General features: G+C 49.2%; 31 protein-coding genes, 12 tRNA genes, 1 rRNA gene and 1 other annotated feature. Of the genes, 8 read left to right on the top strand and 36 right to left on the bottom strand.

Features of this window, described 5'->3' with window-relative positions; all coding sequences use genetic code 11:
* Positions 1-11 precede the first annotated feature (11 nt).
* From GVY42_RS12620 to GVY42_RS12595, 6 genes are all read right to left on the bottom strand, one after another.
* The gene (locus GVY42_RS12620; protein ID WP_159563397.1) at positions 12-1,358 is read right to left on the bottom strand and encodes an FAD-dependent oxidoreductase; all 1,347 of its coding nucleotides are present in this window, start codon (positions 1,356-1,358) and stop codon (positions 12-14) included.
* A 171-nt stretch (positions 1,359-1,529) separates the two neighbouring features.
* Positions 1,530-1,820 carry a hypothetical protein gene (locus tag GVY42_RS12615; protein WP_159563396.1) on the bottom strand — a complete coding sequence of 97 codons (291 nt, stop codon included), beginning with the start codon at positions 1,818-1,820 and terminating at the stop codon, positions 1,530-1,532.
* Between the two features lie 38 nt (positions 1,821-1,858).
* A complete protein-coding gene (locus GVY42_RS12610) occupies positions 1,859-2,152 on the bottom strand; it encodes a hypothetical protein (protein ID WP_159563395.1) in 294 nt (97 codons plus the stop codon).
* Between the two features lie 131 nt (positions 2,153-2,283).
* Complete coding sequence (gene tatC / locus GVY42_RS12605; protein WP_031424497.1) at positions 2,284-3,072, bottom strand: twin-arginine translocase subunit TatC; 789 nt, start codon at positions 3,070-3,072, stop codon at positions 2,284-2,286.
* Between the two features lie 3 nt (positions 3,073-3,075).
* Positions 3,076-3,294: a twin-arginine translocase TatA/TatE family subunit gene (gene tatA, locus GVY42_RS12600; protein ID WP_034770678.1), complete on the bottom strand. Its 219-nt coding sequence runs from the start codon at positions 3,292-3,294 to the stop codon at positions 3,076-3,078.
* Positions 3,294-3,950: a redox-sensing transcriptional repressor Rex gene (locus GVY42_RS12595; RefSeq protein WP_015880579.1), complete on the bottom strand. Its 657-nt coding sequence runs from the start codon at positions 3,948-3,950 to the stop codon at positions 3,294-3,296. Before GVY42_RS12595 ends, tatA begins: the two co-directional genes overlap by 1 nt.
* A gap of 150 nt (positions 3,951-4,100) precedes the next feature.
* Here GVY42_RS12595 and GVY42_RS12590 point away from each other — a divergent pair, with 150 nt between their 5' ends.
* From GVY42_RS12590 to GVY42_RS12570, 5 genes are all read left to right on the top strand, one after another.
* The gene (locus tag GVY42_RS12590) at positions 4,101-6,002 is read left to right on the top strand and encodes an ABC-F family ATP-binding cassette domain-containing protein (protein WP_159563394.1); all 1,902 of its coding nucleotides are present in this window, start codon (positions 4,101-4,103) and stop codon (positions 6,000-6,002) included.
* Positions 5,999-6,406: a hypothetical protein gene (locus GVY42_RS12585; protein WP_159563393.1), complete on the top strand. Its 408-nt coding sequence runs from the start codon at positions 5,999-6,001 to the stop codon at positions 6,404-6,406. Before GVY42_RS12590 ends, GVY42_RS12585 begins: the two co-directional genes overlap by 4 nt.
* A 156-nt stretch (positions 6,407-6,562) precedes the next feature.
* A complete protein-coding gene (locus GVY42_RS12580) occupies positions 6,563-7,225 on the top strand; it encodes a type 1 glutamine amidotransferase domain-containing protein (RefSeq protein WP_159563392.1) in 663 nt (220 codons plus the stop codon).
* 86 nt (positions 7,226-7,311) lie between these two features.
* Positions 7,312-7,605 carry a putative quinol monooxygenase gene (locus GVY42_RS12575; RefSeq protein ID WP_159563391.1) on the top strand — a complete coding sequence of 98 codons (294 nt, stop codon included), beginning with the start codon at positions 7,312-7,314 and terminating at the stop codon, positions 7,603-7,605.
* 3 nt (positions 7,606-7,608) lie between these two features.
* Positions 7,609-8,772 carry an iron-containing alcohol dehydrogenase gene (locus GVY42_RS12570; protein ID WP_159563390.1) on the top strand — a complete coding sequence of 388 codons (1,164 nt, stop codon included), beginning with the start codon at positions 7,609-7,611 and terminating at the stop codon, positions 8,770-8,772.
* A 26-nt stretch (positions 8,773-8,798) separates the two neighbouring features.
* Here GVY42_RS12570 and GVY42_RS12565 read toward each other — a convergent pair whose 3' ends face one another.
* Positions 8,799-9,662, bottom strand: a complete 864-nt coding sequence (locus tag GVY42_RS12565; RefSeq protein WP_015880573.1) for a LysR family transcriptional regulator — start codon at positions 9,660-9,662, stop codon at positions 8,799-8,801.
* A gap of 113 nt (positions 9,663-9,775) precedes the next feature.
* On the opposite strand from GVY42_RS12565, the gene GVY42_RS12560 reads away from it, so the two are divergent.
* The gene (locus GVY42_RS12560) at positions 9,776-10,759 is read left to right on the top strand and encodes a zinc-binding dehydrogenase (RefSeq protein WP_159563389.1); all 984 of its coding nucleotides are present in this window, start codon (positions 9,776-9,778) and stop codon (positions 10,757-10,759) included.
* Between the two features lie 73 nt (positions 10,760-10,832).
* Positions 10,833-11,306: a flavodoxin gene (locus tag GVY42_RS12555; protein WP_159563388.1), complete on the top strand. Its 474-nt coding sequence runs from the start codon at positions 10,833-10,835 to the stop codon at positions 11,304-11,306.
* A 9-nt stretch (positions 11,307-11,315) separates the two neighbouring features.
* Here GVY42_RS12555 and GVY42_RS12550 read toward each other — a convergent pair whose 3' ends face one another.
* From GVY42_RS12550 to GVY42_RS12520, 7 genes are all read right to left on the bottom strand, one after another.
* Complete coding sequence (locus GVY42_RS12550; protein WP_074034830.1) at positions 11,316-11,882, bottom strand: hypothetical protein; 567 nt, start codon at positions 11,880-11,882, stop codon at positions 11,316-11,318.
* A gap of 14 nt (positions 11,883-11,896) precedes the next feature.
* The gene (gene tsaD / locus GVY42_RS12545; RefSeq protein ID WP_074034832.1) at positions 11,897-12,919 is read right to left on the bottom strand and encodes a tRNA (adenosine(37)-N6)-threonylcarbamoyltransferase complex transferase subunit TsaD; all 1,023 of its coding nucleotides are present in this window, start codon (positions 12,917-12,919) and stop codon (positions 11,897-11,899) included.
* Positions 12,916-13,377: a ribosomal protein S18-alanine N-acetyltransferase gene (rimI, locus tag GVY42_RS12540; RefSeq protein ID WP_074034834.1), complete on the bottom strand. Its 462-nt coding sequence runs from the start codon at positions 13,375-13,377 to the stop codon at positions 12,916-12,918. Before rimI ends, tsaD begins: the two co-directional genes overlap by 4 nt.
* Positions 13,370-14,026: a tRNA (adenosine(37)-N6)-threonylcarbamoyltransferase complex dimerization subunit type 1 TsaB gene (gene tsaB, locus GVY42_RS12535; protein WP_074034836.1), complete on the bottom strand. Its 657-nt coding sequence runs from the start codon at positions 14,024-14,026 to the stop codon at positions 13,370-13,372. The genes rimI and tsaB overlap by 8 nt, the downstream gene beginning before the upstream one ends.
* Positions 14,023-14,472, bottom strand: coding sequence for a tRNA (adenosine(37)-N6)-threonylcarbamoyltransferase complex ATPase subunit type 1 TsaE (gene tsaE / locus GVY42_RS12530; protein ID WP_015880566.1), 450 nt, complete (start codon positions 14,470-14,472; stop codon positions 14,023-14,025). Before tsaE ends, tsaB begins: the two co-directional genes overlap by 4 nt.
* Before the next feature lie 102 nt (positions 14,473-14,574).
* Positions 14,575-14,651: transfer RNA gene (locus GVY42_RS12525), tRNA-Met, on the bottom strand.
* A 25-nt stretch (positions 14,652-14,676) separates the two neighbouring features.
* Positions 14,677-14,753 (bottom strand) — tRNA-Met (locus GVY42_RS12520).
* Positions 14,754-14,892: 139 nt separating this feature from the next.
* Here GVY42_RS12520 and GVY42_RS12515 point away from each other — a divergent pair.
* Complete coding sequence (locus GVY42_RS12515) at positions 14,893-15,675, top strand: sporulation protein (protein WP_159563387.1); 783 nt, start codon at positions 14,893-14,895, stop codon at positions 15,673-15,675.
* Positions 15,676-16,179: 504 nt separating this feature from the next.
* Here the strand turns inward: GVY42_RS12515 and GVY42_RS12510 are convergent.
* The 22 genes from GVY42_RS12510 to acpS form a co-directional block, all read right to left on the bottom strand.
* Complete coding sequence (locus tag GVY42_RS12510) at positions 16,180-16,821, bottom strand: uridine kinase (RefSeq protein WP_074034841.1); 642 nt, start codon at positions 16,819-16,821, stop codon at positions 16,180-16,182.
* 304 nt (positions 16,822-17,125) lie between these two features.
* Positions 17,126-18,064 (bottom strand): hypothetical protein, encoded by a 939-nt coding sequence (locus GVY42_RS12505; RefSeq protein ID WP_159563386.1) that lies wholly within the window; start codon positions 18,062-18,064, stop codon positions 17,126-17,128.
* Positions 18,064-18,906, bottom strand: coding sequence for a GNAT family N-acetyltransferase (locus GVY42_RS12500; RefSeq protein ID WP_159563385.1), 843 nt, complete (start codon positions 18,904-18,906; stop codon positions 18,064-18,066). Before GVY42_RS12500 ends, GVY42_RS12505 begins: the two co-directional genes overlap by 1 nt.
* A 99-nt stretch (positions 18,907-19,005) precedes the next feature.
* Positions 19,006-19,122, bottom strand: a 5S ribosomal RNA gene (rrf, locus tag GVY42_RS12495).
* 66 nt (positions 19,123-19,188) lie between these two features.
* Positions 19,189-19,424, bottom strand: a sequence feature (23S ribosomal RNA rRNA prediction is too short).
* A 94-nt stretch (positions 19,425-19,518) separates the two neighbouring features.
* Positions 19,519-19,595, bottom strand: a tRNA-Pro gene (locus GVY42_RS12490).
* A gap of 6 nt (positions 19,596-19,601) precedes the next feature.
* Positions 19,602-19,678 (bottom strand) — tRNA-Arg (locus GVY42_RS12485).
* Between the two features lie 3 nt (positions 19,679-19,681).
* Positions 19,682-19,769: transfer RNA gene (locus GVY42_RS12480), tRNA-Leu, on the bottom strand.
* Positions 19,770-19,793: 24 nt separating this feature from the next.
* Positions 19,794-19,869, bottom strand: a tRNA-Lys gene (locus tag GVY42_RS12475).
* Between the two features lie 10 nt (positions 19,870-19,879).
* Positions 19,880-19,951 (bottom strand) — tRNA-Gln (locus GVY42_RS12470).
* 7 nt (positions 19,952-19,958) lie between these two features.
* Positions 19,959-20,034, bottom strand: a tRNA-Asp gene (locus GVY42_RS12465).
* A gap of 21 nt (positions 20,035-20,055) precedes the next feature.
* Positions 20,056-20,131 (bottom strand) — tRNA-Val (locus tag GVY42_RS12460).
* Between the two features lie 5 nt (positions 20,132-20,136).
* Positions 20,137-20,211: transfer RNA gene (locus GVY42_RS12455), tRNA-Glu, on the bottom strand.
* Between the two features lie 29 nt (positions 20,212-20,240).
* Positions 20,241-20,332 (bottom strand) — tRNA-Ser (locus GVY42_RS12450).
* 9 nt (positions 20,333-20,341) lie between these two features.
* Positions 20,342-20,416: transfer RNA gene (locus tag GVY42_RS12445), tRNA-Asn, on the bottom strand.
* 204 nt (positions 20,417-20,620) lie between these two features.
* Complete coding sequence (locus tag GVY42_RS12440) at positions 20,621-22,750, bottom strand: Tex family protein (RefSeq protein ID WP_159563384.1); 2,130 nt, start codon at positions 22,748-22,750, stop codon at positions 20,621-20,623.
* Positions 22,751-22,819: 69 nt separating this feature from the next.
* Positions 22,820-23,620 carry an RNA polymerase sigma factor SigB gene (gene sigB, locus GVY42_RS12435; RefSeq protein ID WP_015880560.1) on the bottom strand — a complete coding sequence of 267 codons (801 nt, stop codon included), beginning with the start codon at positions 23,618-23,620 and terminating at the stop codon, positions 22,820-22,822.
* Complete coding sequence (rsbW, locus tag GVY42_RS12430; RefSeq protein WP_074034849.1) at positions 23,586-24,065, bottom strand: anti-sigma B factor RsbW; 480 nt, start codon at positions 24,063-24,065, stop codon at positions 23,586-23,588. Before rsbW ends, sigB begins: the two co-directional genes overlap by 35 nt.
* A complete protein-coding gene (locus tag GVY42_RS12425) occupies positions 24,062-24,388 on the bottom strand; it encodes an STAS domain-containing protein (protein ID WP_015880558.1) in 327 nt (108 codons plus the stop codon). Before GVY42_RS12425 ends, rsbW begins: the two co-directional genes overlap by 4 nt.
* A 141-nt stretch (positions 24,389-24,529) precedes the next feature.
* Positions 24,530-24,880 carry a type II toxin-antitoxin system PemK/MazF family toxin gene (locus GVY42_RS12420; RefSeq protein WP_026824472.1) on the bottom strand — a complete coding sequence of 117 codons (351 nt, stop codon included), beginning with the start codon at positions 24,878-24,880 and terminating at the stop codon, positions 24,530-24,532.
* A gap of 5 nt (positions 24,881-24,885) precedes the next feature.
* On the bottom strand, positions 24,886-25,164 hold the full coding sequence (locus tag GVY42_RS12415) for a hypothetical protein (RefSeq protein ID WP_074034853.1): 279 nt from the start codon (positions 25,162-25,164) through the stop codon (positions 24,886-24,888).
* Positions 25,165-25,293: 129 nt separating this feature from the next.
* Positions 25,294-26,370 carry an alanine racemase gene (alr, locus tag GVY42_RS12410; RefSeq protein ID WP_159563383.1) on the bottom strand — a complete coding sequence of 359 codons (1,077 nt, stop codon included), beginning with the start codon at positions 26,368-26,370 and terminating at the stop codon, positions 25,294-25,296.
* The gene (gene acpS / locus GVY42_RS12405) at positions 26,357-26,725 is read right to left on the bottom strand and encodes a holo-ACP synthase (protein WP_074034857.1); all 369 of its coding nucleotides are present in this window, start codon (positions 26,723-26,725) and stop codon (positions 26,357-26,359) included. The genes alr and acpS overlap by 14 nt, the downstream gene beginning before the upstream one ends.
* Positions 26,726-26,788 lie beyond the last annotated feature (63 nt).

Below are 26,788 nucleotides of genomic sequence, written 5' to 3'. Positions count from 1 at the left end.
GCGTTTTTTGGTTAGGCATTCACTTTGTCTTTCATCGCTTCAAGCGCTCCGCTGTTCAGGAAGTGCCATGGCTTGTTGTAGTGTGGTTGGAAGAAGAAGTCGACATAGGCGAGCTCTTCGATCGTCATCTCGTTTTGGATGGCTAGCGAGAGCGTGTTGACCGCTTGCGTCAAATCTGCTTTCGATAACACTTGTCCACCGACAATGCGATGCGTCTCTTTTTCATAGACGAGTTTGAATTCGACTTTCTCTGCGGTCGGCATGAACTCCGGACGATAGGCGTCTTCAATGACGACACTCTCCACTTCGAGTCCGAAGAGTGCTGCCGCTTCTTCCGTCAAACCAGACGACGCGATATTCCAGTCATAGAGTCGAAGTCCTGACGTTCCTTGTGTCCCTTGGTAACGGACGCGTGGTTGCATCATGTTCTCCGCGACGAGCGTCCCCATGCGAACAGCGTTCGTCGCAAGTGGGATATAGGCGTGTGTACGCGCCGGGTTGTAGTAGACGGCACAGCTGTCCCCTGCCGCAAAGATATCCGGGTTGCTCGTACGCATATATTCATCGACGATGATGGCACCATTCCCGAGCATATCGACCTGTCCTTCTAAGAGTCCCGTGTTCGGACGGAATCCGACACAGAGAATGACGAGATCCGCTTCGAATTCACCTTTGTCCGTCACGACATGTGTGACATTTCCGCTCGTTCCACGGAATGCCTCGACCGTCTGACCGAGTTCGAGGTCGATTCCGCGACTTGTCATATCCGCTTCCAATTGATCCGTGAACGACTTGTCGAGATACTTGTTCAAGATGCGGTCGGCACTATCGATGAATGTGACGTGTTTTCCGTATGCTTCGAACGCTTCGACGAGCTCGACCCCGATATAGCCAGCCCCGATGACGGCAATCTTCGTCGCGTCTGTCGCCCGCTCGATGATGCGTTGGGCGTGCGCGTAGTTTTTACAGAGCTCGATTCCATTCATTTCGATTCCTGGGAGCGTCGGGACAATCGGCCATGAACCCGTCGTGACGATCAAGCGATCATACGTGTCATGCACGTCTTCACCGGTCTCAAGATTTTTAGCGTGGACCGTCTTCGCTTCGGAGTCGATCGACAAGACGTCATGTTTCATGCGCATCGTCGCACCGAGTTCTTCAAGTTCACGTGGAGACGAGTAGAATAACTCCTCCGCACGTTGGACGACACCACCGACGTGGAGCGCAATCCCACACGAGAGGAAGCTGACGTTATCGTTCCGCTCGTAAACGGTGATATCGAGATTGTCGTGCTTGGCGAGTAATCCTTTGACTGCTGCTGTTCCTGCGTGTGTACATCCGATGACTGCGATTTTCATATGAGTCGTCTCTCCTTTTATGTTAAACAATACGTTTCATTTTATATTGTGATAAATATCACATTTACTTCTTGACCTTAGTGTACTATTTCACAATATAAGATTCAATGACTTTGCTCACTATTTCACTTAAAAGTGTCTAAAGTTTGAACAGAAAAAATCCGCTCATTCTCATGACCGGACTCGCCGCTTTTTCAATAGATGATAGCTTATTACAAATAGATGCACGATCAAACCGAAGACGTTCATAGCGAGCCCAACGACCGCCCACCACAATGCTCCCCATCCGTATCCAAGCATTAAACTGCCAACCAATAGCGTATAGCCACTTACGACTAATACTGTATTCAAGATGAATGGAAAAGGCCTTTGTTTCTTCGTTCGAATCATTTGATACGTTGAAATGATGACTCCCAGTGTCAGTCCAAACAGCAATACGAGCAAAATGATAATGTCATTCATCCTTTTTACCTCCTCATAACTTGATTGGAACAACTCTTTCAAGACTGTCCTTCACGTCTACTTTTCACTTTCTGATAAATGACAATGCCAACGTGAAGAATCATACCAAGCACGTACAGGATCAGCCCTAGTGCAAGCCAGCCAATCGCGTCCCAACCACGTACGATTGTCATTCCGACAAGAAAGAAGATATAGCCAGTCACGAGTAGGAACGACGAAACGATGAATTGACGTCGCGATCGAGATTGTATAGAGAAAAATAAGAAAAACAGTAAGATGGTTGTCATCGTGCCTAGCAATATAAAGTCCTCTCCGTTGTACTCCCGAATCATCGTGCATCCTCCCTTACATCTGTGCCTCTTTTTATTATAGCATATAAAATGGAAAATTTTCTCAATCACTCGTTTCCTATCATAACAGTATGTCACAACAAAAAAGCATCATCCCACTTACGGAACGATGCTCATTTTTCATTCATCTGTTTCATTAAATCCATCTGTTCTTGCACCATCGCCTCTTTTTCCCGGCGCAGCACCCCTTTGTAGGTGATACGTGAAATCGATAAACTGATTTCATATAGGAAGAAGAGTGGTAACGACACCATGAGGTGCGACGTCAAATCCGGCGGTGTGATGAATGCCGCGATCACGAATAGGGCGAAGTATGCGTACTTTCGAATCTTTGATAAGAAGTACGGGGTCACGACACCGATTCGGGTCAAGAACATCATGACGACCGGTAGTTGGAACAATAGACCGAACGGAATTGTCAGCTGCAACAAGAACGTGAAGTAATTGTTGGCCCCGATGATTTGTTCGAGTCCGAGGTCTTGCCCGAGGTCCGTCGAGATGTCGAGGACGAGCGGGAACAACCAGTAGTAGGCGAACGCAAGGCCGATCAAGAACAGTCCGAAGATGATCGGGATATAGGCAAGCGTGCCTTTCCGCTCATTCGGATGCAGACCGGGTGCGACAAACGCCCACACTTGATACAGTAGGAATGGGCTCGCCGCGATAAGGCCGATGATGAGCGCCAAGTTCAAGTAAATCATGAGCGGGTCCGCGACCCCAAAGGCGTTCAGTTCGAGCCCGCGTTCGACGAGGTCTTTTTGCAAATACGCGAGTACATATTTGACACTCGGCAAAGCCATCAAAAAGAAGGCAAAGACGACAAATGCAGATAGCATCAGTCGTCTCCGCAGCTCTGTCAAGTGATCGGTGAGTTCCCGCTCTTGATCAGGTTGATGATTCATGGCTTACTGCTCTTTCTTTTCGATAGCTTTCTTGTCGTTCTCGTCATGCTCGTTCATCATGCCGTTCGTTGCATTTTTGAACTCACGAAGCGTTTGTCCGGCCGCGCGACCAAACTCCGGCAATTTCTTCGGTCCGAAGATGATGAGCGCGATGATGGCGATGATGAATAGACTCGCCCCACCCGGAATCCCGACGACGAGTGATGATGCTAGTAATTCCATTATTGATGGACCCCCTCAGCGGTTGGATAGTGTTGCATAAAGTAAATGAGTGACTGCAGCTCAATCGACAAATCGATATGATGGACGCGAACCGTATCCGGTACAGTGAGTCGTGCCGGTGTGAAGTTCAAGATGCCCTTGATGCCGAAACGCACCAAGTCGTCTGCGACGGACTGCGCATAAGCAGAAGGTACCGTCAAAATGGCGACGTCGATCTTGTTTTGCTTCATGATTTGTTCCATCTCATCGACGTGATGAATTGGGACGCCTGACATCGTCGTGCCGACTTTTGTCTCGTCTGCGTCGAACCCGACGACGATATGTGTGTTATTGTTTTTAAGGAAGTTATAGTTGACGAATGCCGTCCCAAGGTGACCGACTCCGACCAAGGCGACATTCGTAATCTCGTCTTGATTCAGTGTCTTTCGGAAAAAGTCTAACAGATACTGCACGTTATAGCCATATCCCTTTTTACCGAGCGCACCGAAGTACGAGAAATCACGGCGAATCGTAGCCGAATCGACCTTGACCGCCTCACTCAGTTCTGCTGAAGAGACACGTTGTTTCCCTGAAGCATGCAGGCTTTGAATAAATCGATAGTATAGTGGCAACCGTTTGGCTGTCGCTTGTGGAATCTTTGGTTCGTTTTGACTCAACGGAAAGAGCCTCCTTTTTACGACACGTTACAAACGAATCTGAATTTCATACACCTTGATTGTAAACGAATTCACATGACCACTCAACGAATATACCTAAAATCGCTGAAAAATACAGTATACTAAATAGAGAGAAAGGGGTTTTTTCACTTGATCCTACTGCAAGTCAACAACTTATCCAAATCCTTCGGCGTCGAGCCGATTTTAGAAAACGTAAAACTCGAAATCCAGGAAGGCGAACGCGTCGCCCTTGTCGGTCGTAACGGGGCCGGGAAGTCGACGCTTTTGAAAGTCATCGCTGGTGAATACAACTATGACTCCGGGGACATCATGAAGCCAAAAGACGTCACGATCGGCTATCTCGCCCAAGACTCAGGGTTAGAATCCGACGAGACGATCTGGAATGAGATGCTCACCGTCTTCACGGACTTGATCGAGCAAGAGAAGACGCTCCGTCGCATGGAGGCTGACATGGGCTCCGAACGAATCCTAAACGACGCCGCTGCATACGAACGCCTCCTCTCCTCTTATGATGAAGAGCAACATACGTTCAAAGAGCGTGGCGGTTACCAATATGAAGCGACGATCCGCTCAGTCCTTCACGGGATGCGCTTCTATCCGGACGACTTCGAGCGTCGAATCGACACACTCTCCGGGGGACAACGGACACGTCTCGCCTTGGCGAAGATGCTCCTTCAAAGTCCCGACCTGCTCATCTTGGACGAGCCGACGAACCATTTGGACATCGAGACGCTCGCCTGGCTAGAGAAGTACTTGAGCGGCTATAAAGGTGCCGTCCTCATCGTCTCCCACGACCGCTACTTCCTCGACCGCGTCGTTTCGGTCGTCTATGAGTTGTCACGTCATCGGAGCCGCCGCTTCGTCGGGAACTATACGAAGTATCTCGAGCAGAAGGCGGCCCTCTACGAACAAGAGAAGAAGCAGTTCGAGTCGCAGCAAGAAGAGATTGCCAAGATGCAGGACTTCATCCAACGAAACATCGCCCGGGCGACGACGACGAAACGTGCACAAAGCGTGCGGAAACGTCTCGAGAAAGTCGACCGACTCGATGCTCCGGATGGTGACGAACGCAGTGCCGTCCTCTCGTTCTCTATCAAACGCCAGAGCGGGAACGATGTATTGAGCGCAAGTGACCTCGCCATCGGATACGAGGAAGCAATCGCTCAAAATCTCCGTTTCCAGCTACAGCGCGGGGAATCCGTCGCGCTCGTCGGTCCGAACGGGGTCGGGAAGTCGACACTTCTCAAAGTGTTGACGAAACAACAAACCGCCCTCACCGGTGACATCCGTTACGGGACGGGGGTCGAAATCGGCTACTACGACCAGGAGCAACAAAACTTGTCTGACGCGAACCGTGTCATCGATGAGATTTGGAACGACTGGCCGCTCATGCGCGAGCAAGAAGTGCGGAGTCTGCTCGGACAGTTCCTCTTCAGTGGCGATGACGTCATGAAGCGTGTTCATGAACTATCCGGTGGCGAACGGGCACGACTCACGTTGGCCAAGCTGAAGCTCGAGCAACCGAACCTCCTCATCCTGGACGAGCCGACGAACCACTTGGACCTCGACTCGAAGATGATTTTGGAGAATGCCCTCCTCGACTATCCGGGCACGATTCTCTTCGTCTCGCATGACCGCTACTTCATCGATCGACTCGCGACGCGTGTTCTAGAGATCACACCGAACGGCATCGACGAGTATCTCGGAGACTATTCGTACTACGTCGAGAAGAAAGAAGAACTCGAGGAACTGGCGCGACTCGCCCGTGAAGAGACGAAGCAGGTCGTCGTGAAAAAACAACGCGCCGATAAGGAACAACAGCGAGAAGAGCGCCGCATCAACCAGCGCATCGAAGAGATTGAGCAAGCGATTGAGCAACATGAGAATCGTCTTGATGAGATCGAACAGTTGCTTTGTGAGCCGGACGTCTTCAACGACTTCGCCCGTGCCCAGGAGTTATCGACCGAATCGGACGCAGCGAAAGAATCGATTACCGCACTTTATGCGGAATGGGAGGAACTCCATACATGATGCGTACCCGTGCCATGCGAATCGAGTTCATTCAAGCGTTCCTCACGGGACTCGCCTACATCGTGCCGACCGGGACCGAGTTCGTGTCTGAACTCATCCGCGGGGAGCCGACCATCGTCCCGTCTATTCTCTTTTTCTTCCTGCCGGTCGTCATCGGCTTCATCATTCAGACGTGGCCAGGAATACTACTCAGTCTCTTCAGTGGCCTGCTCATGAGCACGCTCTTCATCCGGTTCGTCGTCTGGCCAGTCGATGTGACCGTTCACACGTTCTATGCGCCTGGATCGGTGTGGGCCCACTTCTATGAAGAGACGCTCTTCATGTGGATCCTCGCCCTTCTCGTGTTCATCGTGAGCCGCGTCAATACGTGGCATCGGGAGAATTATCGACAACCAAAAGCGTGAACAGTCCGTCCTCTTTTTTTGAAGGGGACGGCTTTTTCATTTATGTATAAATTTATTTATAGATAAGGTGTTTTTTCTTAATTTGTTTTTCGTTAAAGTGCGCGTTATTCTAGTCACGTACCGAAACAACGGATGATTTCTTAGGAGGAATGACAGATGCGTAAACATGTATTAATGGTCGTGACGAACGCAAAAGAAATGAAGGACGGTCACACGACTGGACTATGGTTGTCCGAGTTCGGTGAGGCATACGTCGAGTTCAAACAACAAGGATATGACATCACGGTCGCTAGCCCGAACGGTGGTCAATCTCCAATCGACGCACGCAGTTTAGAAGGAGAAGTACCGGCTGACATTCAAGCGACGGCTCCCCTTCTTGAAGACACAATCGATTTGAAGACGATCACAAACTTCGATCAGTTTGATGCCATCTTCATGCCAGGTGGTCACGGAACGATGTTCGACCTTCCACAAAGCGAAGCGTTAAATGTTGCGATCCGTTCACTATTTGAAGCAGGTAAAACGGTTGCTGCTGTCTGCCACGGTCCAGCTGGTCTAGTCGGCGCGACATTGTCTGACGGTACACCACTCGTGAACGGTAAAACGATCGCGACGTTCACGGACGAAGAAGAACGTGCGACTGGTCTTGATATCTACATGCCGTTCATGCTTGAAACGCGTCTTCGTGAACTCGGTGCGAACATCGTGCTCGCAGACAACTTCACAGAAAACGTTCAAGTCGATGGAAACTTGGTAACAGGCCAAAATCCACAATCGACCGTTGCTGTCGCAAAAGCCGTCATCAACACATTAAACTAATCGATTCTTTCTCGTTGCCAATCGATGAAAGAGAGCGACCCGCCTGTTCTCGAACAGGCGGGTTTTATAGATGAGGAGGAATGAAGATGATTACCATCTTAGCTCAGATTCAAGCGAAGCCCGGTCTCGGGTCCGCGCTTGAGACACATTTACGTCAAGTCGTCACCCCATCACGCGCCGAGTCAGGTTGCGTCTTCTATACGTTACATCGTGTTGAAGGCAACCCGGACGCGTTCGTCTTTTATGAACAGTGGGCCGACAAGGCGGCACTCGATACGCATATCGCCTCACCCCACTATCAAACGTATCGCCAAGAAGCAGAGCCGCTTCTCGCTAGTCGCGACGTTCAATTTTTAGAAGAAATCAAGGAGGTTGACTAACCTATGGAACGTTTTCAATATCATAACCCGACCAAACTCTTATTCGGAAAAGGACAACTAGAATCACTCCGTACCGAAATTCCACAATACGGGGACCGCGTCCTTCTCTTATACGGTGGAGGGAGCATCAAAGCGAACGGTCTTTATGAAGAAGTAATCGCTCTGTTAGCCGATATGCAAGTAACCGTCGTCGAACTTTCTGGCGTCGAACCTAACCCGCGTCTGACGACAGTTCAAACAGGAATCGATTTAGTGCATGAACACCAAATCGATTTCATCCTAGCTGTCGGAGGAGGGAGCGTCATCGACTGTGCGAAAGGAATCGCAGCCGGTGCCAAATATGACGGGAATCCATGGGACATCGTGACGCGACAAGTCCCCGTCACAGATGCGTTACCGATTGGGACCGTTTTGACATTGGCGGCAACGGGATCGGAAATGAACGGTGGGGCCGTCATCACGAACTGGGAGGCGCAAGATAAGCGCTCGTTCGGCTCGCCCCTCACTTACCCGAAATTCAGCGTACTCGACCCGACGTATACGTTGAGTGTACCGGCGAACCAGACCGTCTACGGAATCGTCGATATCATGTCGCACGTCTTCGAACAATACTTCCACGCTTCAGAGAACGCCCTGCTCCAAGAGCGGTTCGGGGAATCGATTTTACGCACCATGATGGAGACGGCACCACGTCTCGTTCAAAACCTGAATGATTTTGACGCACGGGAAACGATGCTCTTGAACGGAACGTTTGCCTTGAACGGGACATTATCGATGGGCGTGAAGACGGACTGGGCGACTCATATGATCGAACATGCGGTCTCTGCCGTCTACGATATCCCCCACGGTGGCGGACTTGCGATTCTCTTCCCGGAATGGCTTCGCTATGTCGGGAAGACACGTCCCGAGCGCATCATTCAACTCGGTGAACGCGTCTTTGGCATTGACGTGAACGACAAATCGGATGACGTGCTCGTCGAGGAGACCGTTCAGGCGTTACAAGACTTCTGGACATCGATCGGCGCACCGTCACGTCTAAGCGATTATGAGATTGACGCCACACACCTCGAATTGATGGCAGAACGGGCGATGGTCGCTGAACAGATCGGCCAGTACGTCCCACTCCGTCAACAAGACGTAGCAACAATCTTAAAAAACGCATTATAAAAAGTAGGGCCCACGTGGGTCCTACTTCATTTTGCATCCTGCAGCGCTTGGATGACTTGATTGATGACGGGGTCATGCTTTGACTCAGTCCGATGCGCGAGATAAATGACATTCGTCGCAAAACGCTCCGGCGCCACGACTTGAACCGTTCCTCGCTCGAGTGCATGCCGAATCAAATAGTTCGGTAAGATGCTAATGCCACACTTCGATTCGATTGCCGCAAGGATGGCGTCGACGTTCGGTAGGATCATCTCTGGACGGATGTCTGGGCGTTCCCCGAACTGCGTCTGGTAGTAACGACGGATGATGGGAAGCTCCAATCCATAACTGATCCACGGCTGACGGTCCATCCAGTCTTTTAACTCGTCGGTCGGGACTTCCCAATCGTTCGGTGCCACTAACAAAAACGATTCGTCGGCAATCGGGACATATTGAATCCCCGGCTCCTCCATCCGCTTCGTCGCAATGACAAAGTCGAGCTCCCCGTCCGCCAAGCGTTTGATCAAATCTGCTGTCATCCCGAAATCTGCGATGTACTGTGCAGCATCAAGCGGCAAAGCGGGTATAATCTCATGTGTGACGAACTCGGTCGGTCCACCGAACTTGAGGACAGGACGCGGTTGCTCCCCTGAGACGTATTTCATCTCAAGCGATAATTCCTCGAGACGGTCGATCAAGCCGACCACTTGCGTGTATAGTTCCTTCCCCGCATCCGTCGGAATCATCTGACGTGGCGCCCTAGTGAAAAGGGACGTCTCGAGTTCCGCTTCGAGTGCGGCGATATGCTGGCTGACAGCCGGTTGGGTCAAAAAGCGGACACGCGCCGCTGCCGACACTGAACGTTGTTGGTACACGTGGATAAAACTGCGATACCATTCAAAATCAATCATCTTTGTAAACTCCTTTTGTATTCGTTATCTTCAGTATAAAAGGCAGTAAATCATAAGACAAATAACGTTTAAAGGATACATCGATAAATAAATTTATAAGGAGTGGATAGTTGATGAAAGCTTTATTACTACACGAACCGAACACATGGCAGACGATGCGAATCGAGGAGGTCGATACACCGACGCTTCGTTCCGGTGAGGTATTGATTGAAGGAGAATATGCAGGGCTCAACCCCGTCGACTATAAAACGGCGACCAACGGCAAACCCGAATGGTCATATCCTCACGTCCTCGGTCTCGACGTCGCGGGTACAATTGCCGCTGTCGCGGATGACGTGACGAATGTACAAGTCGGTGACCGCGTCCTCTACCACAGCAATTGGAATGAATGGGGTGGCTTCGCCGAGTTCACACGTGCCAAAGCGCACATGGTCGTCCCGATTCCATCATCCATCTCGTTCGCTGATGCGGTCGCTTTACCGACAGCTGGATTCACAGCGTACCAAGCCATTTTTGAAAAACTTCCGATGAATGCGATCGACACGATCCTCATTCACGCGGGTGCCGGTGGTGTCGGTGGCTTTGCCATTCAGCTGGCGAAGTATCTCGGAAAACGTGTCATCACGACCGCTTCAGCGCGCAACCATGATTGGGTCAAACAGCTCGGAGCTGACGAGGCCATCGATTACAATACGGAAGACTGGCAACAACGAGTGATGGAACTGACGAGTGGTCACGGTGTCAATGCCGTCATCGATCCCGTCGATCGTGAGACGGCGACCGCTTCCCTCGAAGTCATCGCCTATAACGGACATATCGCCCATATCGCCGGAGCCCCTGACATGAGTGTCATCAAACCGTTCACACGTGTCATCTCCTACCATGAAGTCGCCCTCAATGCGATTCATCATCAACAGGACCGCGTGAGCGAGGCGAACATCGTCCGCATCGGCACGCACATGCTCGAACTGCTTGCAGCGGGCGAGATTCAACCGATGATTCAAGAGACGATTCCGTTCGCGGACATCCCGAAGAAGTTGGTCGAACTCTCAGACCGACACGTCGTCGGGAAGATTGTTGCCAACCTAAAAGCATAATCACAAAAGTCATGCTAATTATAGATTGACATTGATAATCATTTTCAATTAGTCTGTTGTTGAGGTGATGACAATGAAACTATTGATTGGGTACGTGAGCATGTCTGGCAATACGGAAGACATCGCGAATCTGATTCGACATACATGGCAGGACGCAGGACACGATGTATCGATATCTGACGATTTGGAATCCTTACGTATCGAGCAATTCGCCGAATATGATGCAGTCATACTCGGTACGTATACGTGGGGAGACGGAGATGTTCCGTATGAGGCCGAGGATTTCGTATATGATTTGGAAGAATCGTCGCTAAACGGTTTGCCGTGTGCCGCCTTCGGTTCAGGGGACACGGATTATCCCAAATATTGTGCAGCCGTCGATACCGTCGAGCAAGCCTTTCAAACTGCCGGTGCGAACATTCTTGTTCCTGCGCTCAAGATTGAATTCGACCCGGATACGGATGAAAAAAAGGAAGCATGTCTCGCGTTCGCCCATACATTCCTTCAACAACTTGAAGCACTCAAAAAGGTTCAGCCTCGTGGCTGAACCTTTTTGTTAGAAGTAACGCAGTGGTTGGAATCCGATTGTATGGAAGTCGAGCTTCGTCCCGTCTTCAGCGATAAAGAAGACAGCCTCGTTCGTGTCGACGTCACGTGTGAACACTTTATAGAACGTCATCGGTTTTTCGCCATTCGTCACATAACGTGCCTCATGCGTCGAGATGACTTGCGCGAACAGTTGCTGTTCGTCGAGCTCCTCGATCAAATCATCAAACTTCGCCGCTTCTTCTTCTGTTGCCTCGCGACCCCGCTCGATTTCATAATAAGCATCGCTCGCTTTTGGTTGTACCCCGAGATTGCGATCGACGACGATCACACGCTCCGGCTCTTGATCGACGACACTTGTGTAGCCATATAGTGACTTGATGAGCGTATTCTCTCCGGTCACGCGACCGATACCTTCTAATGCCTCTTCTCCAGTGAGTGACTTCACTCGTGTCTCTTCTGGAACAATCTCCTCTTGATAGGCGATATTGTAAGCGCGGATGATCTCACGTACTTGTAAGAACGTCGCAACGACGAGTAGTACGATGAGCCCTCCGATGATGATGCGTTTCGTCATGTCTCTATTTCCCCCTAGACTGTCATGCTCTCTTCTAAGGATAACCCAGGAACCGCGTTCATCGCTAGTGTATCGCGCTTACCGCGCACATACGCGTGATGTGCCGCCACCCCGATCATGCCCGCATTGTCCCCACAGAGGTCAAGCGGTGGAATGACGAGTTGAATTCCTTCAGCTGTAGCAGCTTCTTGAAGCGCTGTGCGGAGGCCACGGTTCGCCGCGACACCACCCGCGACAAGCAATTGCTTCGCCCCTTTTTCCTTCACGGCACGAATCGCTTTCTCGACGAGCACTTCGACTACACTCGCCTGGAAGCTCGCCGCCAAGTTTTCAGGGATGACCGTCTCTCCCCGTTGTTCCGCATTGTGTACGGCGTTGATGACCGATGACTTCAAACCACTGAAACTGAAATCAAAGCTACCCGGTTCGAGACGAACGCGTGGGAAGTTGTACGTGTCTTCCCCGACCGCTGCCAGGCGGTCAATCGCAGGACCTCCCGGATATGGGAGACTGAGTGTGCGCGCGACCTTATCGTATGCCTCACCTGCCGCGTCGTCACGTGTCTCTCCGATGACTTCGAAGACACCGTGTTCTGGCATATAGACGAGTTCTGTATGTCCCCCTGAAACGACGAGACAGACGAGCGGAAACTGCATCTCTTCGACGAGTTCGTTCGCGTAAATGTGTCCGGCGATATGGTGGACACCGATGAGCGGTTTTTGATGGGCGAATGCCAACGCCTTGGCCGCACTGATTCCGACGAGAAGGGCACCGACAAGACCCGGTCCTTGTGTGACCGCGACCGCATCGACGTCTTCCATCGTCACGCCGGCCTCACTCAATGCGTCGTCAATCACGTACGTGATGCGCTCCACATGATGACGAGACGCCACTTCAGGGACGACGCCACCAAATCGTTTATGACTCTCGATTTGAGAAGAGACGACGTTCGACAATAACGTCTTTCCGTCTTTGACGAGCGCAACAGACGTCTCGTCACAGCTCGACTCAATCGAAAGAATCAGTGATGTGTTCATTCTGACTCACTTCCTAACTTCGCCCAATAAATATAGGCGTCTTCATTATTATCCTGATAGTAGCGTCTTCTCCGACCGGCTTGCATAAAACCGAACTGTTCATATAGTTTTTGCGCGCCAACGTTCGACACGCGGACTTCTAACGTCAATCCGACGAGTCCTTTTGACTTGGCGAACGCGACAAGTTCCGCTAACAATTGATTGCCGATGCCCTGTCCACGAAACTCAGGTAAGACGGCAATGTTTGTGATATGTCCTTCATCGACGATTGTCCAAACGCCGACAAACCCGACGACCCGTTTGTCATGGACCGCGACAAAGTAAATGGCCTGTTCATTTCGAAGCATCTCATTCATGAACGCCTCTTTTGTCCACGGGATGGCGAACGACGCTTCTTCGACTTTCGTCACTTCCTCGACATCAAGCCACGTCATCCGACGAATTTTCACGTCAGCCATTGTTTTGTCCCTCTAACCATTTCGCTTCCGCCTCGGCGAGTCGCAAATACTCCGGTTCAAACGAGTGAACATCGCTCGTCTCATCGCTGAAGACGACCAAATCACTCGCACGCCCATATCGATGGGCAGCCGGTGCTTCGATATAGTCATATTCACTTAACACGTCACGGAACGGTTCCACGTCTCCGACGACAAGGAAGCGCCCTTGACTATTCAGTCGCAACCAATCTGAGACGGAGGCGTGCTGATCATGTGTTAGTGCTTTGTTGTGTTGATAATATCCGATATACGCGTTGCCACGGCGCGCGTCAATCAATGAAACGACCGGCAAATCGGTATTCGGGGCCGCTGCCATGAGCTGAAGGGCAGATACACCGATGAGTGGAAGATTGAGCGTATAGGCGAGTGTCTTCGCTGTCGTCACTCCAATCCGAATTCCCGTGTACGACCCGGGTCCTGTCGTGACAACGATGCGTTCGAGCATGTTCGGTGTCCACTTGACCGCTGCCATGAGCTGTTCAATCATCGGCATGAGTGTGACCGCATGGTTTTTTGAGACCATTACCGTCGCTTCGGCTTGAATCTCTCCAGCCTCACTTAACGCGACTGACAAACGTGTCGTCGCCGTATCAATCATCAATTGCTTCATGCGAGCACCTCCTTGGCGATTTGAACGTAACGCTCACCCGTCGGAGCAAGTGTCAGTTTACGTTCTTCGTCGCCGACCCGTTCAATCGTGATGGCCAAGCGTTCTTCCGGGAGGGAGGACTCGATCAAGTTCGACCACTCGACGATGGCGACACCATCACCGTTGATATATTCCTCAAGACCGATGTCATCCCCCGTATCTTCGAGACGATAGACATCCATATGATAGAGCGGCAATCGCCCTTTATATTGTTTCATAATGGTGAAGGTCGGACTGTTGACGTTCCGCGTGACACCGAGTCCTTTTGCGAACCCTTGTGTGAACGTCGTTTTGCCGGCACCGAGGTCACCGTTTAACGTGATGACCGTCCCTGCTTCGACGAGTGTGGCCAAACGTTCTGCCACCGCCTGCGTCTCCGCCGCAGAATGCGTAATCAATGTATACATGAATGGTTCTCCTTTTTCACTTCTCATACGTACTCATTGTACACTTCATTTTAAGCAAAAAAAAACACGAAACGCTATCGTTTCGCTATCTCATTTAAAAATTGGTTGCGGGGGCTGGATTTGAACCAACGACCTTCGGGTTATGAGCCCGACGAGCTACCAGACTGCTCCACCCCGCGACGACATATGAAATTAAATAAAAATTGGTTGCGGGGGCCGGATTTGAACCGACGACCTTCGGGTTATGAGCCCGACGAGCTACCAGACTGCTCCACCCCGCGATGGTTTGAATTGTTTCGACATCCTCTATAATAAGCGAGACAGTTATAAAAAGCAACCATTTTCTTAATGTTTTTTCAAAAATGGAATCGGGAACAGATATAACAGCATAAACTATCAGAGAAAAGGGGCGCGACCGCCATGTCCAAATGGGGAAATCGATTCAAGAAATGGTTCTTTTCGGAGATCGAAGCCGAGATCACGTTTGACCCGGCAGCACTCATTCCGAAGCAGACCGTGACGGGTACGTTGCACGTCTCCAACCCGACAACGAATGTCGTTCGATTACAGGAACTCACCCTGACCTTCTTGACGACGTTCAAAGACATCACCATGGAAGGAAACGAGTTCAATCGAGAAGCTGATATTCAAGAAGTCCCGATTCCACTATCGCTTGTATTAGAGCCTGGAGCGAAAGAGGACGTTCCGTTTTCATTCGAGTTGACGATGTACGCACCCTCTTCTGCCGGCGCCCCGTATAGTATAGAGGCTACATTGTGGGACAAGGACATCAAACGAGTTTGGTTTGATGTAATCGAACACATCGAAATCGAACCGATGCCTGAACTGAAACGATTACTCGATGCGACCGCTCACGCTGGACTTGAGCCGATGTTCGTCCGAAACGTAATCGACCCGCTCGGGGAAGAACGTCCGTATCCATTCGTTGAAAAGTATGGATTCAAGCCGGTCGGAGAATGGGCCGATGAGTTCGAGGTCGTCAAATCGTTTTGGCGCTTACATGAAGACGGGATCGACCTCTACTACTGGCTCGACAACATCGAGACCCAGCGAACGCTCGAATCGATGGCGACCGACGTCGAATTGCGTCATCGTTCCCTCACCTGGGAGCAGCTCGAGCGCGAACAGGAACAGCTCGGTCTCGGCATTCAAGATACGTTACGCAGTCACCGCTCCTCGTGAGCGGTGATAACTTTTTAAGATGATGTGTAGCATTCGTTAATCGATCAAAAAGCTCCGAATAAGATTCTTTTCCATTCTCTTTTCCGGACTTTTTTACTATGTTTTTAGCTAGTTTTTTCTTTTCTAGTCATAATATAGTGATGCAAAATCGAAGCAATCACACCTATGATTGATCCTATAACAATCGATACTAGTAAAATCGAAAAAATTTCTTGAAAGGTAACGGGTAGTAATAGTTGAGTAGCCATCAATAAAAAGACGAGGGTTACACCCGCTATAATCCACAGTAACGGTTTTTCCAAAGTAAGGTACTCCCTTCTTTAATAATTTTACCGTGCTCATTTCTTCTAATTCTGAAGTGTAAAGTACATATCTTGGAATCGATAACTCGGAGAGAATCGCCTGAATCCATTCGTTGAAGAGTTTTGATTCAAATCGATTGAAAAATGTGCCGACGAGTTCGAGAGCGTCAAATCACTTTGGCGTTGAAGATACGCTACTCAGTCACCGTTCCTCGTGAGCGGTTTTTTCAATTTGAATTCCATCCTTACTCGTATTGACGATAGTTTGAAAGTGGTGGCGATACGGATGCATGAACAATTCATATTGCAGACGTCGCTCTACATGTGAAGCGTGTAAGTAGTCCAGCTCCATACCCCGTTCCTGAATATCACGATGCGAACGTCGCTTGAACTCAGTCTCCCCGTCTGTGTAGAGATAAATCGATTGATCAAAAGATGAAAGATCCAGGAATGCGACACTCATCCCTTCAATAATCGTGATTGGCTTCTCCGGATCAATCCATGTCCGCTCTAAATAGGGGACATCAATCGTATAAAACCCAATCCCTTCCCGAATCATACGGACATCTCGCTCGAGTGAGAGCAGATGATGTGCGGCCGGATGACACGCCGTCATCTTATACTGATGGGTCGTTCCATCGTGTTGATACGTGAGGATCGTTTGTTTCCGCAACTGTGAATCTGTAATATACGGGTCTGTGTGAAGCAGGTTTATATCACCGAGTCGTTCCCGTAATTTTTCTGCCAACGTCGATTTTCCGGCTGCCCCGTGTCCGGAGATAGCAATCAGCGTTCGTTGATCCGGTCTCACGCTTTGTACGATACCCTCAATCAGTTGTTCCATGATTCTCCCCCTTTTGGTAATTTTGTTGTTTCATAAAAACAAATACACGTCATTCATCCTCTATCCGTTTTCGAAGCCTGATTGCTGAAACAGTAAACATCACAAAGGCAATCAACGAAATCGAACTGACAATGATCAGAGTGGTCGATATGGGAGAACTAAAGAAAAATGGAATCGATAAAATCAATAGCGCCCCGGTGACTGCCATCCCTCTAATAAGAAATACCATCGTTTTACTCATTTTCTCTTCACTCTCCTTGAACTAAGCAAAAGAACCCTTACTATAAATATAATGACAGACAGCTCATCGTGTCAGGATGAGCTGTCTTCTTTTTTCTTCAGTCTCGTCAAGCTTCTGTTCTAACGTTTCCACTTGTCTCGTCATACGAGCAATCAGCTGACTGATTTCCTTATCCAGTCCGTTCACTTGATCTAAGGAATCATTGATTCGTCCATGCATCGTCCATTCTGAAAAAATATCATCCAAAAAGTAATCTGCGAACTGAATGAGTGAACCTCGATCGACATGCAACTCCTGAACAATCCCTTGCACGTCCGCTAATTCACGGGAGAAACGCTCTAACGCAGATTGTAATTCGTGCATCGTCTGCTCGGAAGCATCTAGCGCCTCATGTTTCATTGCTGTGGCAATCAAGCCACCCCCGAAGAACGTGTCATACGTCGACCACCCCTTCGCACTATCTAGATGTTTGAGTGTTTTTGCAATCGTTGATCGCGCCGCCTTACCGGCAACGATGGCTTCCCGATACTCGATAAGAAGTTCATTCGTTTCGGCTTGTTGATTCGTGAGATGGTGTAGGTCTCGGCGAATAGCTGGATCTTTCGCAAGATGGGATTCTTTTGTTTCTAAGAAGGTCTCCCACTCAGCGTCGATGCCCTCATAAACCTCGAGCTGTTCTTGTAATTCTCGATGTTCGAGCGTCAATTCGTCAATCATCGCCTCGTGTTCTCGTAATTTCAGTTCAGCGCGAGCAGCCTCTTCCATTTCGATTGTCCGTTGTTCATCAAACGTGCCTCGTAACTTTCGCCATGTGTTGACGAGCGAGAATTCTTCAAGGTCATACACATCACGTTGTTCTTTCGTGAATGTGTTGAGTAGTGCCTTCCGTACCGTCTCATGCTCGTTCAACTGTTTGTTTAGTATCTCTTGCTTACGAACAAGTCGATCACGCTCTGCGATACGCTGTTGTAAGTCTAATTGGGTCTGCTGAAAATTTCCCATTATGTTTCCCCTCTCTTTGTACTGATTAAAGTGTCGATTGGAACGCCATTTATCGTCATGCCTTCGACATCACATCCTGTCAACGTGACATTCGTCAGGTCACATTGATTAAATGTAGCACCTCTCAGATTCGAATGATGCATTTGAACAGTACGTCCATTCTCTTGCATCGTCACAAAATTGAATCGCGAGCCTGTCAAATTTAAATCACTGAACGTACTATTCCGGAAATTGATGTTCCGAAAAAGGCTTTGACTGAAATTACAGTTGCTCGCAGCAAGTGACGAGACATTACTATTTGTGACCGCCAAAAAACTCGCGTTTACCCCATACGCTTGCCAACCTTCACATGACTGTTCTTCAAAGCAATGCGTACTCGGTTTTGCTTTTGTTCGTTTGACGAAACATACCTCATCTTCTGACTCATATACGACTTGAAATCCTAATTGTTTATAAAAACGAATATTTCTTGTTTGATGTGTCGATGTTTCCAACTCCCAAATCCGTACATGCGGAGATTGAGCTTCTACGTATTGTATCAACGCTTTACCGATTCCTTGCCCTTGCCTATCAGGATGTACAAAAACACGATCGATTCGTGCATAGTCATCACCTGTGAGGGTTAAGACGATTGCCCCAACGATGTGTTTGTCCTGCTCAATGACATAGCATGTTAACTCTTCAATCATATATTGTGTCATCGCCTCGAGATCGTATCCCGGCGGTTCAACATTCAAATCTCTCTCAGACAATTGCAAAGAAAGTGCTTCTTGTTGAAAACTTGCAGTTGAAACTTTCGTAATCCCTGAAACATCTTTTAAAGTGGCTAATCGAATATACAAAACAATCCCCTCTTTCTCATACTTAGTACGAAAAAGAAGGGATAAAGTTTCAAAGAAACAAAAAACGACCGAGCGTATGCTCGGTCGTCCTGCGTTGTTGCCTGGCAACGTCCTATCCTCACAGGGGGAGATCCCCCAACTACTTTCGGCGCTGAGACGCTTAACTTCCGTGTTCGGCATGGGAACGGGTGTGGCCGTCTCGCTATCGCCACCAGACTCTACAGGGCTTGTTCCCTGAAAACTGAGGATTCATCAACACAAACCATAGACTAGATCAAAGCCTCGACCGATTAGTATCATTCAGCTCCACGTGTCGCCACGCTTCCACCCATGACCTATCTACCTCATCGTCTCTGAGGGGTCTTTCTTGATTGCTCAAAGGGAAATCTCATCTCGGAGGGGGCTTCATGCTTAGATGCTTTCAGCACTTATCCCGTCCGCACGCGCTCGACTTGCATGTATTAGGCACGCCGCCAGCGTTCGTCCTGAGCCAGGATCAAACTCTCCAAAGAATTTGATATAGCTCTTAAATTGACGAAGCTTGCGCTTCATTCAAAAATTGTAAAACTTTTTTTGCCTCATCGTTCAGTTTTCAAAGACCAAAAAAATAAATGGTCGGGAAGACAGGATTCGAACCTGCGACCCCTTGGTCCCAAACCAAGTGCTCTACCAAGCTGAGCTACTTCCCGTTAAAATGGTGCACCCTGAGAGATTCGAACTCCCGGCCTTTAGATTCGTAGTCTAACGCTCTATCCAGCTGAGCTAAGGGTGCATATGGTGCGGTCGAGAGGACTTGAACCTCCACGGTGTTAACCACCACTAGGCCCTCAACCTAGCGCGTCTACCGATTCCGCCACGACCGCAGCGTATAAAGTTAAAAAAGAAAATGGTGAGTCATGCAGGGCTCGAACCTGCGACCCTCTGATTAAAAGTCAGATGCTCTACCAACTGAGCTAATGACTCAAATAAAAAGCTGGGCTGGAAGGGATCGAACCTTCGCATGTCGGAATCAAAATCCGATGCCTTACCACTTGGCTACAGCCCAACGTAAATGGCGGTCTTGACGGGATTCGAACCCGCGATCTCCTGCGTGACAGGCAGGCATGTTAACCCCTACACCACAAGACCAGATTACGTTTTTATTTGAAATGGTGGAGGATGACGGGATCGAACCGCCGACCCCCTGCTTGTAAGGCAGGTGCTCTCCCAGCTGAGCTAATCCTCCATATATGGTGACCCGTACGGGATTCGAACCCGTGTTACCGCCGTGAAAGGGCGGTGTCTTAACCGCTTGACCAACGGGCCAGTGTATGTGTCTTCTAAGTAATTTTAAGTGGCGGAGACGGAGGGATTCGAACCCTCGCACCGGTTTCCCAGCCTACTCCCTTAGCAGGGGAGCCCCTTATAGCCTCTTGGGTACGTCTCCAAAATAAAATGGCTCCGCAAGTAGGATTTGAACCTACGACCTACCGGTTAACAGCCGGTTGCTCTACCACTGAGCTATTGCGGAACGTTGCTTGAAATTATCGAAGTAACGATTTATATTGTAACCGCAAACCAGAAACCTGTCAATCACTTTCTTAGAAAAACGTTTATTTCGCGTGCCGTCTCTCGGCGACTTCTATAAGATATCACGGCACAAAAAGACCGTCAACACTTTTTCTAAAAAAAATCAGGTAAAATGAAAAACATTTTACCTGATTCGAGTTTCTTCTTATTTAACGCTCGGTGCAAGCATCGTTAAACTAATCCGTCCACGATTCACATCGACTTGTTCGATCCACACGGTCACGATGTCACCAACCGCCACGACATCTAATGGATGCTTCACGTATCGATTCGATAATTTCGAAATGTGGACTAAACCATCCTGTTTCACCCCAATGTCAACGAACGCGCCAAAATCAATGACGTTTCGAACGGTTCCTTGGAATTCCATACCTACTTGAAGGTCTTCGAGACTCATGACGTCCGTGCGTAGTAATGGTTTCTGGATATCTTCTCGCGGGTCACGCCCTGGTTTAGCTAATGACTTCAAAATGTCTTCAACTGTCGGAAGCCCCGCCTCTAGTTCTTCACTCAAGGCTTTAGCGTCGACTTGTTGCAATCGTTCTCGAAGCGCAGCCGTACCGACCTCTGATTTTGAAGATCCGATCTCTTTTAAAATGGATAACGCGAGCGGATAGCTTTCCGGGTGAATCTCTGTCTGGTCGAGAACGTCCTTCCCGTTCATGATCCGTAAGAATCCAGCCGCCTGCTCAAACGCCTTCGCTCCAAGACGAGGTACTTTCTTAATTTCCTTTCTCGTTTCAAAGCGTCCATTCTCTTCACGATATGCCACAATATTTTTCGCCGTCGTTTTATTGAGTCCTGAGACGTACGTCAATAAAGACTCGGAAGCACGGTTCACATCGATTCCGACCATGTTGACCACGCTCTCGACGACGAACTCTAAGGAGGCTTTCAGTTTATTCTGGCTGACGTCATGCTGATATTGTCCGACACCGACTGATTGCGGGTCGACTTTGACAAGTTCCGCCATCGCATCTTGAATTCGACGTGCAATCGAAACGGCTGACCGTTCCTCAACTTTCAAATCCGGGAATTCACTTCGTGCGACTTCCGATGCCGAGTAGACACTTGCCCCCGCTTCGTTCACAATCGCGTAAGCAATATCGCGTTCCGCTTTCTTCAACCAGTCGGCGACGAATTGTTCCGTCTCCCGTGAGGCGGTTCCGTTTCCGACGACGATAACCGAGATTGGATATTTCTTCGCGAGTCTCGTCAGTACTTTTTCAGCGCCGGCGATATCATGTTTCGGTGCCGTCGGATAGAAGACACCGACCTCTTCGACTTTTCCGATTTCATTGACGACTGCCCATTTACAACCAGTTCGATAAGCCGGGTCGATCCCTAAGACGACGACCTCGCGAAGGGGCGGCTGCATATAGAGTTGTTTCAAGTTTTTCGAGAAGACATCGATCGCCTGCTCTTCTGCTTTTTCCGTCAACTCCCCACGAATCTCCCGTTCGATAGCCGGGAAGACCGACTTCTTGTACGCCTCCGTCACAGCCGTCTCGACAACCTCACGTTTTTCTTTCGGAAGTCGTTCATATGTACGGAGGGCTTGATCCATGAAACGCGTCTCGTCGAACACTACTTTCACCTGGAGCACGTCCGTACGTTCCCCACGGTTCAAGGCGAGTACACGGTGTGGGACAATGCCAGCAATCTTCTCTTCATATTCATAATACTGCGCAAAAATCTCTTTTTCGTCTTCCGCTTGTTTTTTCTTCTTCGAGCGCAAAAGTCCTTCTTTGCGTACGCGGTCACGAAGCATCTGGCGCAGTTTCGCTTCCTCTCCCCATTCTTCACCGATGATGGCATGGACGAGCGGCAACGCTTCCTCTACCTCGACGTCTTGAGCGAGTTCTTTTACCTTGTCTGAAGAATAGGGTGATTTGTCCCGGAACCAATCCGCAAGCGGCTGCAGTCCTTTCTCGCGTCCCTGTTCTGCTTTCGTACGTCGTTTTGGACGATACGGCAAATAAATGTCTTCTACTTGTTGAAGCGTAGTCGCCGCCTCTAACGCTCTAGATAATTCAGGCGTGGATTTTTCCAACTCTTCTAATTTAGCAATGACATCCGCCTTGCGTTTTTGTAGACTCTCTTCATATTGAAGAGCATCCAAGATTCCTTTGATTTCAACTTCGTCCAAATTTCCCGTCATTTCCTTCCGATACCGGGCCATGAACGGAATCGTCGCCCCTTCAGATGCGAGCTGCTGAACCGTCTCGACTTGGTTCACTTTCAAGTTTAACGCGTTAGCCACTTTCGTAATCACTTGAATCACTTCCTTTTTTGATCTCTTTCAAAGTGTAGCAAACATTCAAACAAAAAAGCGATGACTCGATTAGTCATCGCTTGAGAATACTTCATTGAGTGGAACCTTGATGGCTTCACGCAGCTTTTCGAGTGCTCGCCGTTGCAAACGGGAGACATGCATCTGCGAGATTCCAAGAAGTTCTCCTGTTTCTTTTTGACTCATATTCTTATAGTAAGCGCATTCCAAGATGGCGCGTTCACGCTCGTTTAAGACATTGAATGCCTTTTCTAGAATGAGGCGCTGGTCGACCGATTCATACCCGCGCTCTTGGCTACCGACCAAGTCGAGTAATGTGACCGTACTACCTTCGTTATCCGCTTCGATTGAACTATCAACCGACAAGGCTTGATAACTTTTGCCCATCTCGAGCGTTTCGAGAATTTCTTCATCGGACACGCCAAGGTGGTCGGCAATCTCATCGATTCGTGGCGAACGTTGTAATTCGGTCGTCAACTCTTCGACCGTCTTTTTAATCTTTGGTCCGAGTTCTTTGATTCGACGCGGTACGTGGACACTCCACGTCTTGTCACGAATAAATCGTTTGATTTCCCCGATGATGGTCGGGACAGCAAACGACTCGAAGCTACGACCAAATTCCGGGTCAAATCGACGAAGTGCCGCCAGTAACCCAATCATCCCAACTTGCACAAGATCGTCGTGAATCGCACGGCCACGCGAGAATTTACGCGCGAGTGCTTCAACGAGGTCAGAATAGCGGTTGATGAGGAGCATTTGCACTTCTTCGTTTTGATCGTCTTGTTGATAGCGTTCAATCCACTCTAGTACCTCGTCATCACTGTGATGGCGTTGTTGAGATTTTGCTGGCACTCTGATCCACCTCGTCCCTATTGAGGAGTTTTGTCATCGTCACTTTGACACCGCTGTCTTTATTGATCGAGACATCGTCCATTAATGCTTCGATCAAGAAGAGACCAAGTCCTCCTTCATGGAGCGATTCAATTTCGGTCGTTTCTTCGACCGGAGCGGCTTGACGCTTCACATCATCTGCGAACGTCTTGCCGGAATCCTCAATCGTGATTTCAAGACGATCTGCATAGACGCCGCAAGCGAGTTTGACCTCTCCATCTTGATGATCGTCATAAGCATGTTGGACAGCGTTGCCACATGCTTCTGAGACCGCGATTTTAATATCCTCGATCTCGTCGTACGTATATCCCATACGGTTAGCGATTCCTGAAACGACTAATCGAACCACACCGACATATTCGGGTTTGGCCGGGAACGTCATGACCGTCTGTTCAACATTGTTCATTGCGTGCCACCTCTTACGTTCGAATTAATAGAAAGAAGTTTGTGAAGACCCGTCAATTCGAATAGACGATTGACTCGGTCTGTGACTCCGACAAGTGACAACTCTTTTTCGTTACGCGTGGCAATTTTCAATGCCCCGACGAACACTCCAAGACCTGTCGAATCCATATACTCCACTTCGTCTAAATGAACGACCACATCTTGTTCACTGATGGCCGGATGCAATACTTCTTTCAATTTTGGTGCAGTATATGTATCCACTTCTCCGGATACGTAAAGGTGTAATTGTTCTCCAATGACTTGCTCGCGAATCGCTAAATCCATCGTCTATTCCCTCCTAAATGTCCGTACAGAAAAATTGAGTACGATTAACTTAAATTCCCCTCTGACAAAATCTTAAACCACTTTTTTAAAAAAAGTTTAAAAAAAGACCGATACCTATGTACCAGTCTTATCTATGTAAGGCTAGAGAGGGATCAATCCCATACTGATCTCTAGCGCTCTGTCCACTTTATGCATCGTCTCATCATCGAGATGAGTGACTTTATCCGTCAGACGACGCTTATCAATCGTTCGAATCTGTTCAAGCAAAATCACAGAGTCTCGTTCGAGTCCATGCTTCTCTTGATATACTTCCACATGAGTCGGCAGTTTTGCTTTTTGAATCTGAGCTGTAATCGCAGCGACAATGACGGTCGGGCTAAAGCGATTGCCGATGTCGTTCTGTACGATCAGAACGGGTCGAACGCCACCTTGCTCTGAGCCGACTACGGGCGACAGATTCGCATAAAACACGTCACCACGCTTTACGATCACGCTGCTCACACCCCACTTACTTGACGTAAGAGAGCGTGTTCGGCTTCGGTTTCAATCATTAGCATCTCTTCTGCCATATTCAAGTTAAACGCGGCCATCTCTTGATAGCCTTTCGCCAATTCTTCACGCAGTGTTTGTTGTCGATCAGCAATTTCTTTAGACAAGTATGTCACTACATCGTTCAAGGACAGTGTTTCACGGTCTTTCATCGAAATCGGACCCCCTTGTTGCGAGAACCGATCTGGGACGGACGCTAGCGCACCCGCAGTTCGCTGCTTCAACATCTTACACCTCCAGAATCGTTTCATGGACTGGCGGAAATTCTCCCGCGTTCTTTATCAATATAACACGCGGGAATGGGAAAATATAGAGAAATCGAGAAAGAATTCAGATAATTTCACACGATTTATGATTCACACATAAAGACGTGGCAATCGGCTCGTGAATTGGCAAACGATCTCATAGTTGATCGTCCCAAGATATGAGGCGAGTTCATCAATGGCGACGTTTCCACCGACAAGGGTCACGTCCGTCCCGACCGGAAACTCTTTTGGAAGCCGGATCATGAAACGGTCCATACAGACGCGTCCCACAATCGGACAACGAATCCCATTGACCTCCACTTCAAACCCGCTCGCCTTTCGTAACCACCCGTCCGCATATCCGACTGGAACGGTACCAATCCATTCATCGGCTGACGTTGTATACGTCGCACCGTAACTGATGGTCTGACCTGCCTCTAGCCGCTTCACCTGCATGAGCTGACTTTTTAGCGTGAAGGCCGGGCGCAGGAACGAATAGAACGTCTCCATCTCATGTGACGGATATAACCCATAGAGCGCGATGCCGACACGAACCAGATTATAAGAAACATCTTGTCCGGCCATTCGGATCGCACCGGCCGAGTTCGACGTATGGATATAGCGGAACCGCTCGTGGAGCCCATCCATCAAACGCTCGAACCGCTCTTGCTGTGTATAATACAGATCGCTGTCGAGCTCATCCGCCGTTGCGAAGTGGGTGTAGATCCCTTCCACCACAAACGAATCGGTCGCTTCTTCAAGTAAGGCATCTAACTGTTCACGGGTTCGCAACCCGAGACGCCCCATTCCGGTATCGACTTTTATATGAACCGTTAACGGCTTTTCTTCTATATAAGGAGCAGCCTCTTGTAACCATTCAGCAGAAAAAACAGACAACGTGATTCCTTGTGCTGCCGCCACTCCGGCATATTCAGGGAATTGCGCTTCCATGACGAGAATCGGTGCTTCGATTCCCGCATCGCGGAGTTCGAGCGCTTCCTCGAGTAACGCGACCCCGAGCATCGTCGCTCCGTTCTCAAGGGCAATTTTCGCCACTTCGACGGCCCCGTGTCCGTAGGCGTTCGCTTTGACGACTGCCATGAGGTCCTGCGGAATTCGTTTCGTTAATTCTTTTATATTATGGGCGATGGACGCCCGATCAATCTCGATTCGACTAGGACGAAACATGGTGTCCCTCCTCTTCTAAGATGACTTGTGCGATGGCGTATGTTTGACTATGGCTGATGCTGACATGAATCTTCCCCGTAAACGGTGCGGTCATGACAGGTCGACCCGTCTCATCCGGTAAAATTTCAATATGACGCCACGATAACCCGTGTGCGATGCCAGTCCCGATTGCTTTGGCGTAAGCTTCTTTTGCAGCAAAGCGACCCGAGACAAACTCGATTTGACGCGGGAGCGGATACTGTTGAGACAATTCATATTCCGCATCGGTGAGCAGCCGTTTTAAAAAACGTGGTTGTTTCATCGAGCGAGCCATCCGATCAAGCTCGACGATATCGACTCCAATTCCTACAATCACGGGACACTCGCTCCTTTCCTTTTCTCCCCGTTTCCTTATACAATTGAGGAAAGAGGTGATGTT

The sequence above is a fragment of the Exiguobacterium sp. 8A genome, assembly GCF_902506275.1.
GTDB lineage: Bacteria > Bacillota > Bacilli > Exiguobacteriales > Exiguobacteriaceae > Exiguobacterium > Exiguobacterium profundum.
This window is presented reverse-complemented; position numbering and strand designations above follow the sequence as displayed.

What these genes read in the sequence shown, in the direction of transcription:
- GVY42_RS12585 (WP_159563393.1), top strand. Translation starts at nt 5,999, where the DNA reads ATGATGCGTACCCGTGCCATGCGAATCGAGTTCATTCAAGCGTTCCTC.
- GVY42_RS12620 (WP_159563397.1), bottom strand. Translation starts at nt 1,358, where the DNA reads ATGAAAATCGCAGTCATCGGATGTACACACGCAGGAACAGCAGCAGTC.
- GVY42_RS12580 (WP_159563392.1), top strand. Translation starts at nt 6,563, where the DNA reads ATGCGTAAACATGTATTAATGGTCGTGACGAACGCAAAAGAAATGAAG.
- GVY42_RS12550 (WP_074034830.1), bottom strand. Translation starts at nt 11,882, where the DNA reads ATGACGAAACGCATCATCATCGGAGGGCTCATCGTACTACTCGTCGTT.
- tsaD (WP_074034832.1), bottom strand. Translation starts at nt 12,919, where the DNA reads ATGAACACATCACTGATTCTTTCGATTGAGTCGAGCTGTGACGAGACG.
- tsaE (WP_015880566.1), bottom strand. Translation starts at nt 14,472, where the DNA reads ATGTATACATTGATTACGCATTCTGCGGCGGAGACGCAGGCGGTGGCA.
- tatA (WP_034770678.1), bottom strand. Translation starts at nt 3,294, where the DNA reads ATGGAATTACTAGCATCATCACTCGTCGTCGGGATTCCGGGTGGGGCG.
- GVY42_RS12610 (WP_159563395.1), bottom strand. Translation starts at nt 2,152, where the DNA reads ATGATTCGGGAGTACAACGGAGAGGACTTTATATTGCTAGGCACGATG.
- GVY42_RS12415 (WP_074034853.1), bottom strand. Translation starts at nt 25,164, where the DNA reads ATGTTGAAGCAGCGAACTGCGGGTGCGCTAGCGTCCGTCCCAGATCGG.
- rimI (WP_074034834.1), bottom strand. Translation starts at nt 13,377, where the DNA reads ATGGCTGACGTGAAAATTCGTCGGATGACGTGGCTTGATGTCGAGGAA.
- GVY42_RS12560 (WP_159563389.1), top strand. Translation starts at nt 9,776, where the DNA reads ATGAAAGCTTTATTACTACACGAACCGAACACATGGCAGACGATGCGA.
- GVY42_RS12510 (WP_074034841.1), bottom strand. Translation starts at nt 16,821, where the DNA reads ATGGAACAACTGATTGAGGGTATCGTACAAAGCGTGAGACCGGATCAA.
- alr (WP_159563383.1), bottom strand. Translation starts at nt 26,370, where the DNA reads ATGTTTCGTCCTAGTCGAATCGAGATTGATCGGGCGTCCATCGCCCAT.
- GVY42_RS12505 (WP_159563386.1), bottom strand. Translation starts at nt 18,064, where the DNA reads ATGGGAAATTTTCAGCAGACCCAATTAGACTTACAACAGCGTATCGCA.
- GVY42_RS12575 (WP_159563391.1), top strand. Translation starts at nt 7,312, where the DNA reads ATGATTACCATCTTAGCTCAGATTCAAGCGAAGCCCGGTCTCGGGTCC.
- GVY42_RS12555 (WP_159563388.1), top strand. Translation starts at nt 10,833, where the DNA reads ATGAAACTATTGATTGGGTACGTGAGCATGTCTGGCAATACGGAAGAC.
- GVY42_RS12515 (WP_159563387.1), top strand. Translation starts at nt 14,893, where the DNA reads ATGTCCAAATGGGGAAATCGATTCAAGAAATGGTTCTTTTCGGAGATC.
- rsbW (WP_074034849.1), bottom strand. Translation starts at nt 24,065, where the DNA reads ATGAACAATGTTGAACAGACGGTCATGACGTTCCCGGCCAAACCCGAA.
- GVY42_RS12570 (WP_159563390.1), top strand. Translation starts at nt 7,609, where the DNA reads ATGGAACGTTTTCAATATCATAACCCGACCAAACTCTTATTCGGAAAA.
- GVY42_RS12565 (WP_015880573.1), bottom strand. Translation starts at nt 9,662, where the DNA reads ATGATTGATTTTGAATGGTATCGCAGTTTTATCCACGTGTACCAACAA.
- tatC (WP_031424497.1), bottom strand. Translation starts at nt 3,072, where the DNA reads ATGAATCATCAACCTGATCAAGAGCGGGAACTCACCGATCACTTGACA.
- GVY42_RS12615 (WP_159563396.1), bottom strand. Translation starts at nt 1,820, where the DNA reads ATGAATGACATTATCATTTTGCTCGTATTGCTGTTTGGACTGACACTG.
- tsaB (WP_074034836.1), bottom strand. Translation starts at nt 14,026, where the DNA reads ATGAAGCAATTGATGATTGATACGGCGACGACACGTTTGTCAGTCGCG.
- GVY42_RS12425 (WP_015880558.1), bottom strand. Translation starts at nt 24,388, where the DNA reads ATGGATTTAGCGATTCGCGAGCAAGTCATTGGAGAACAATTACACCTT.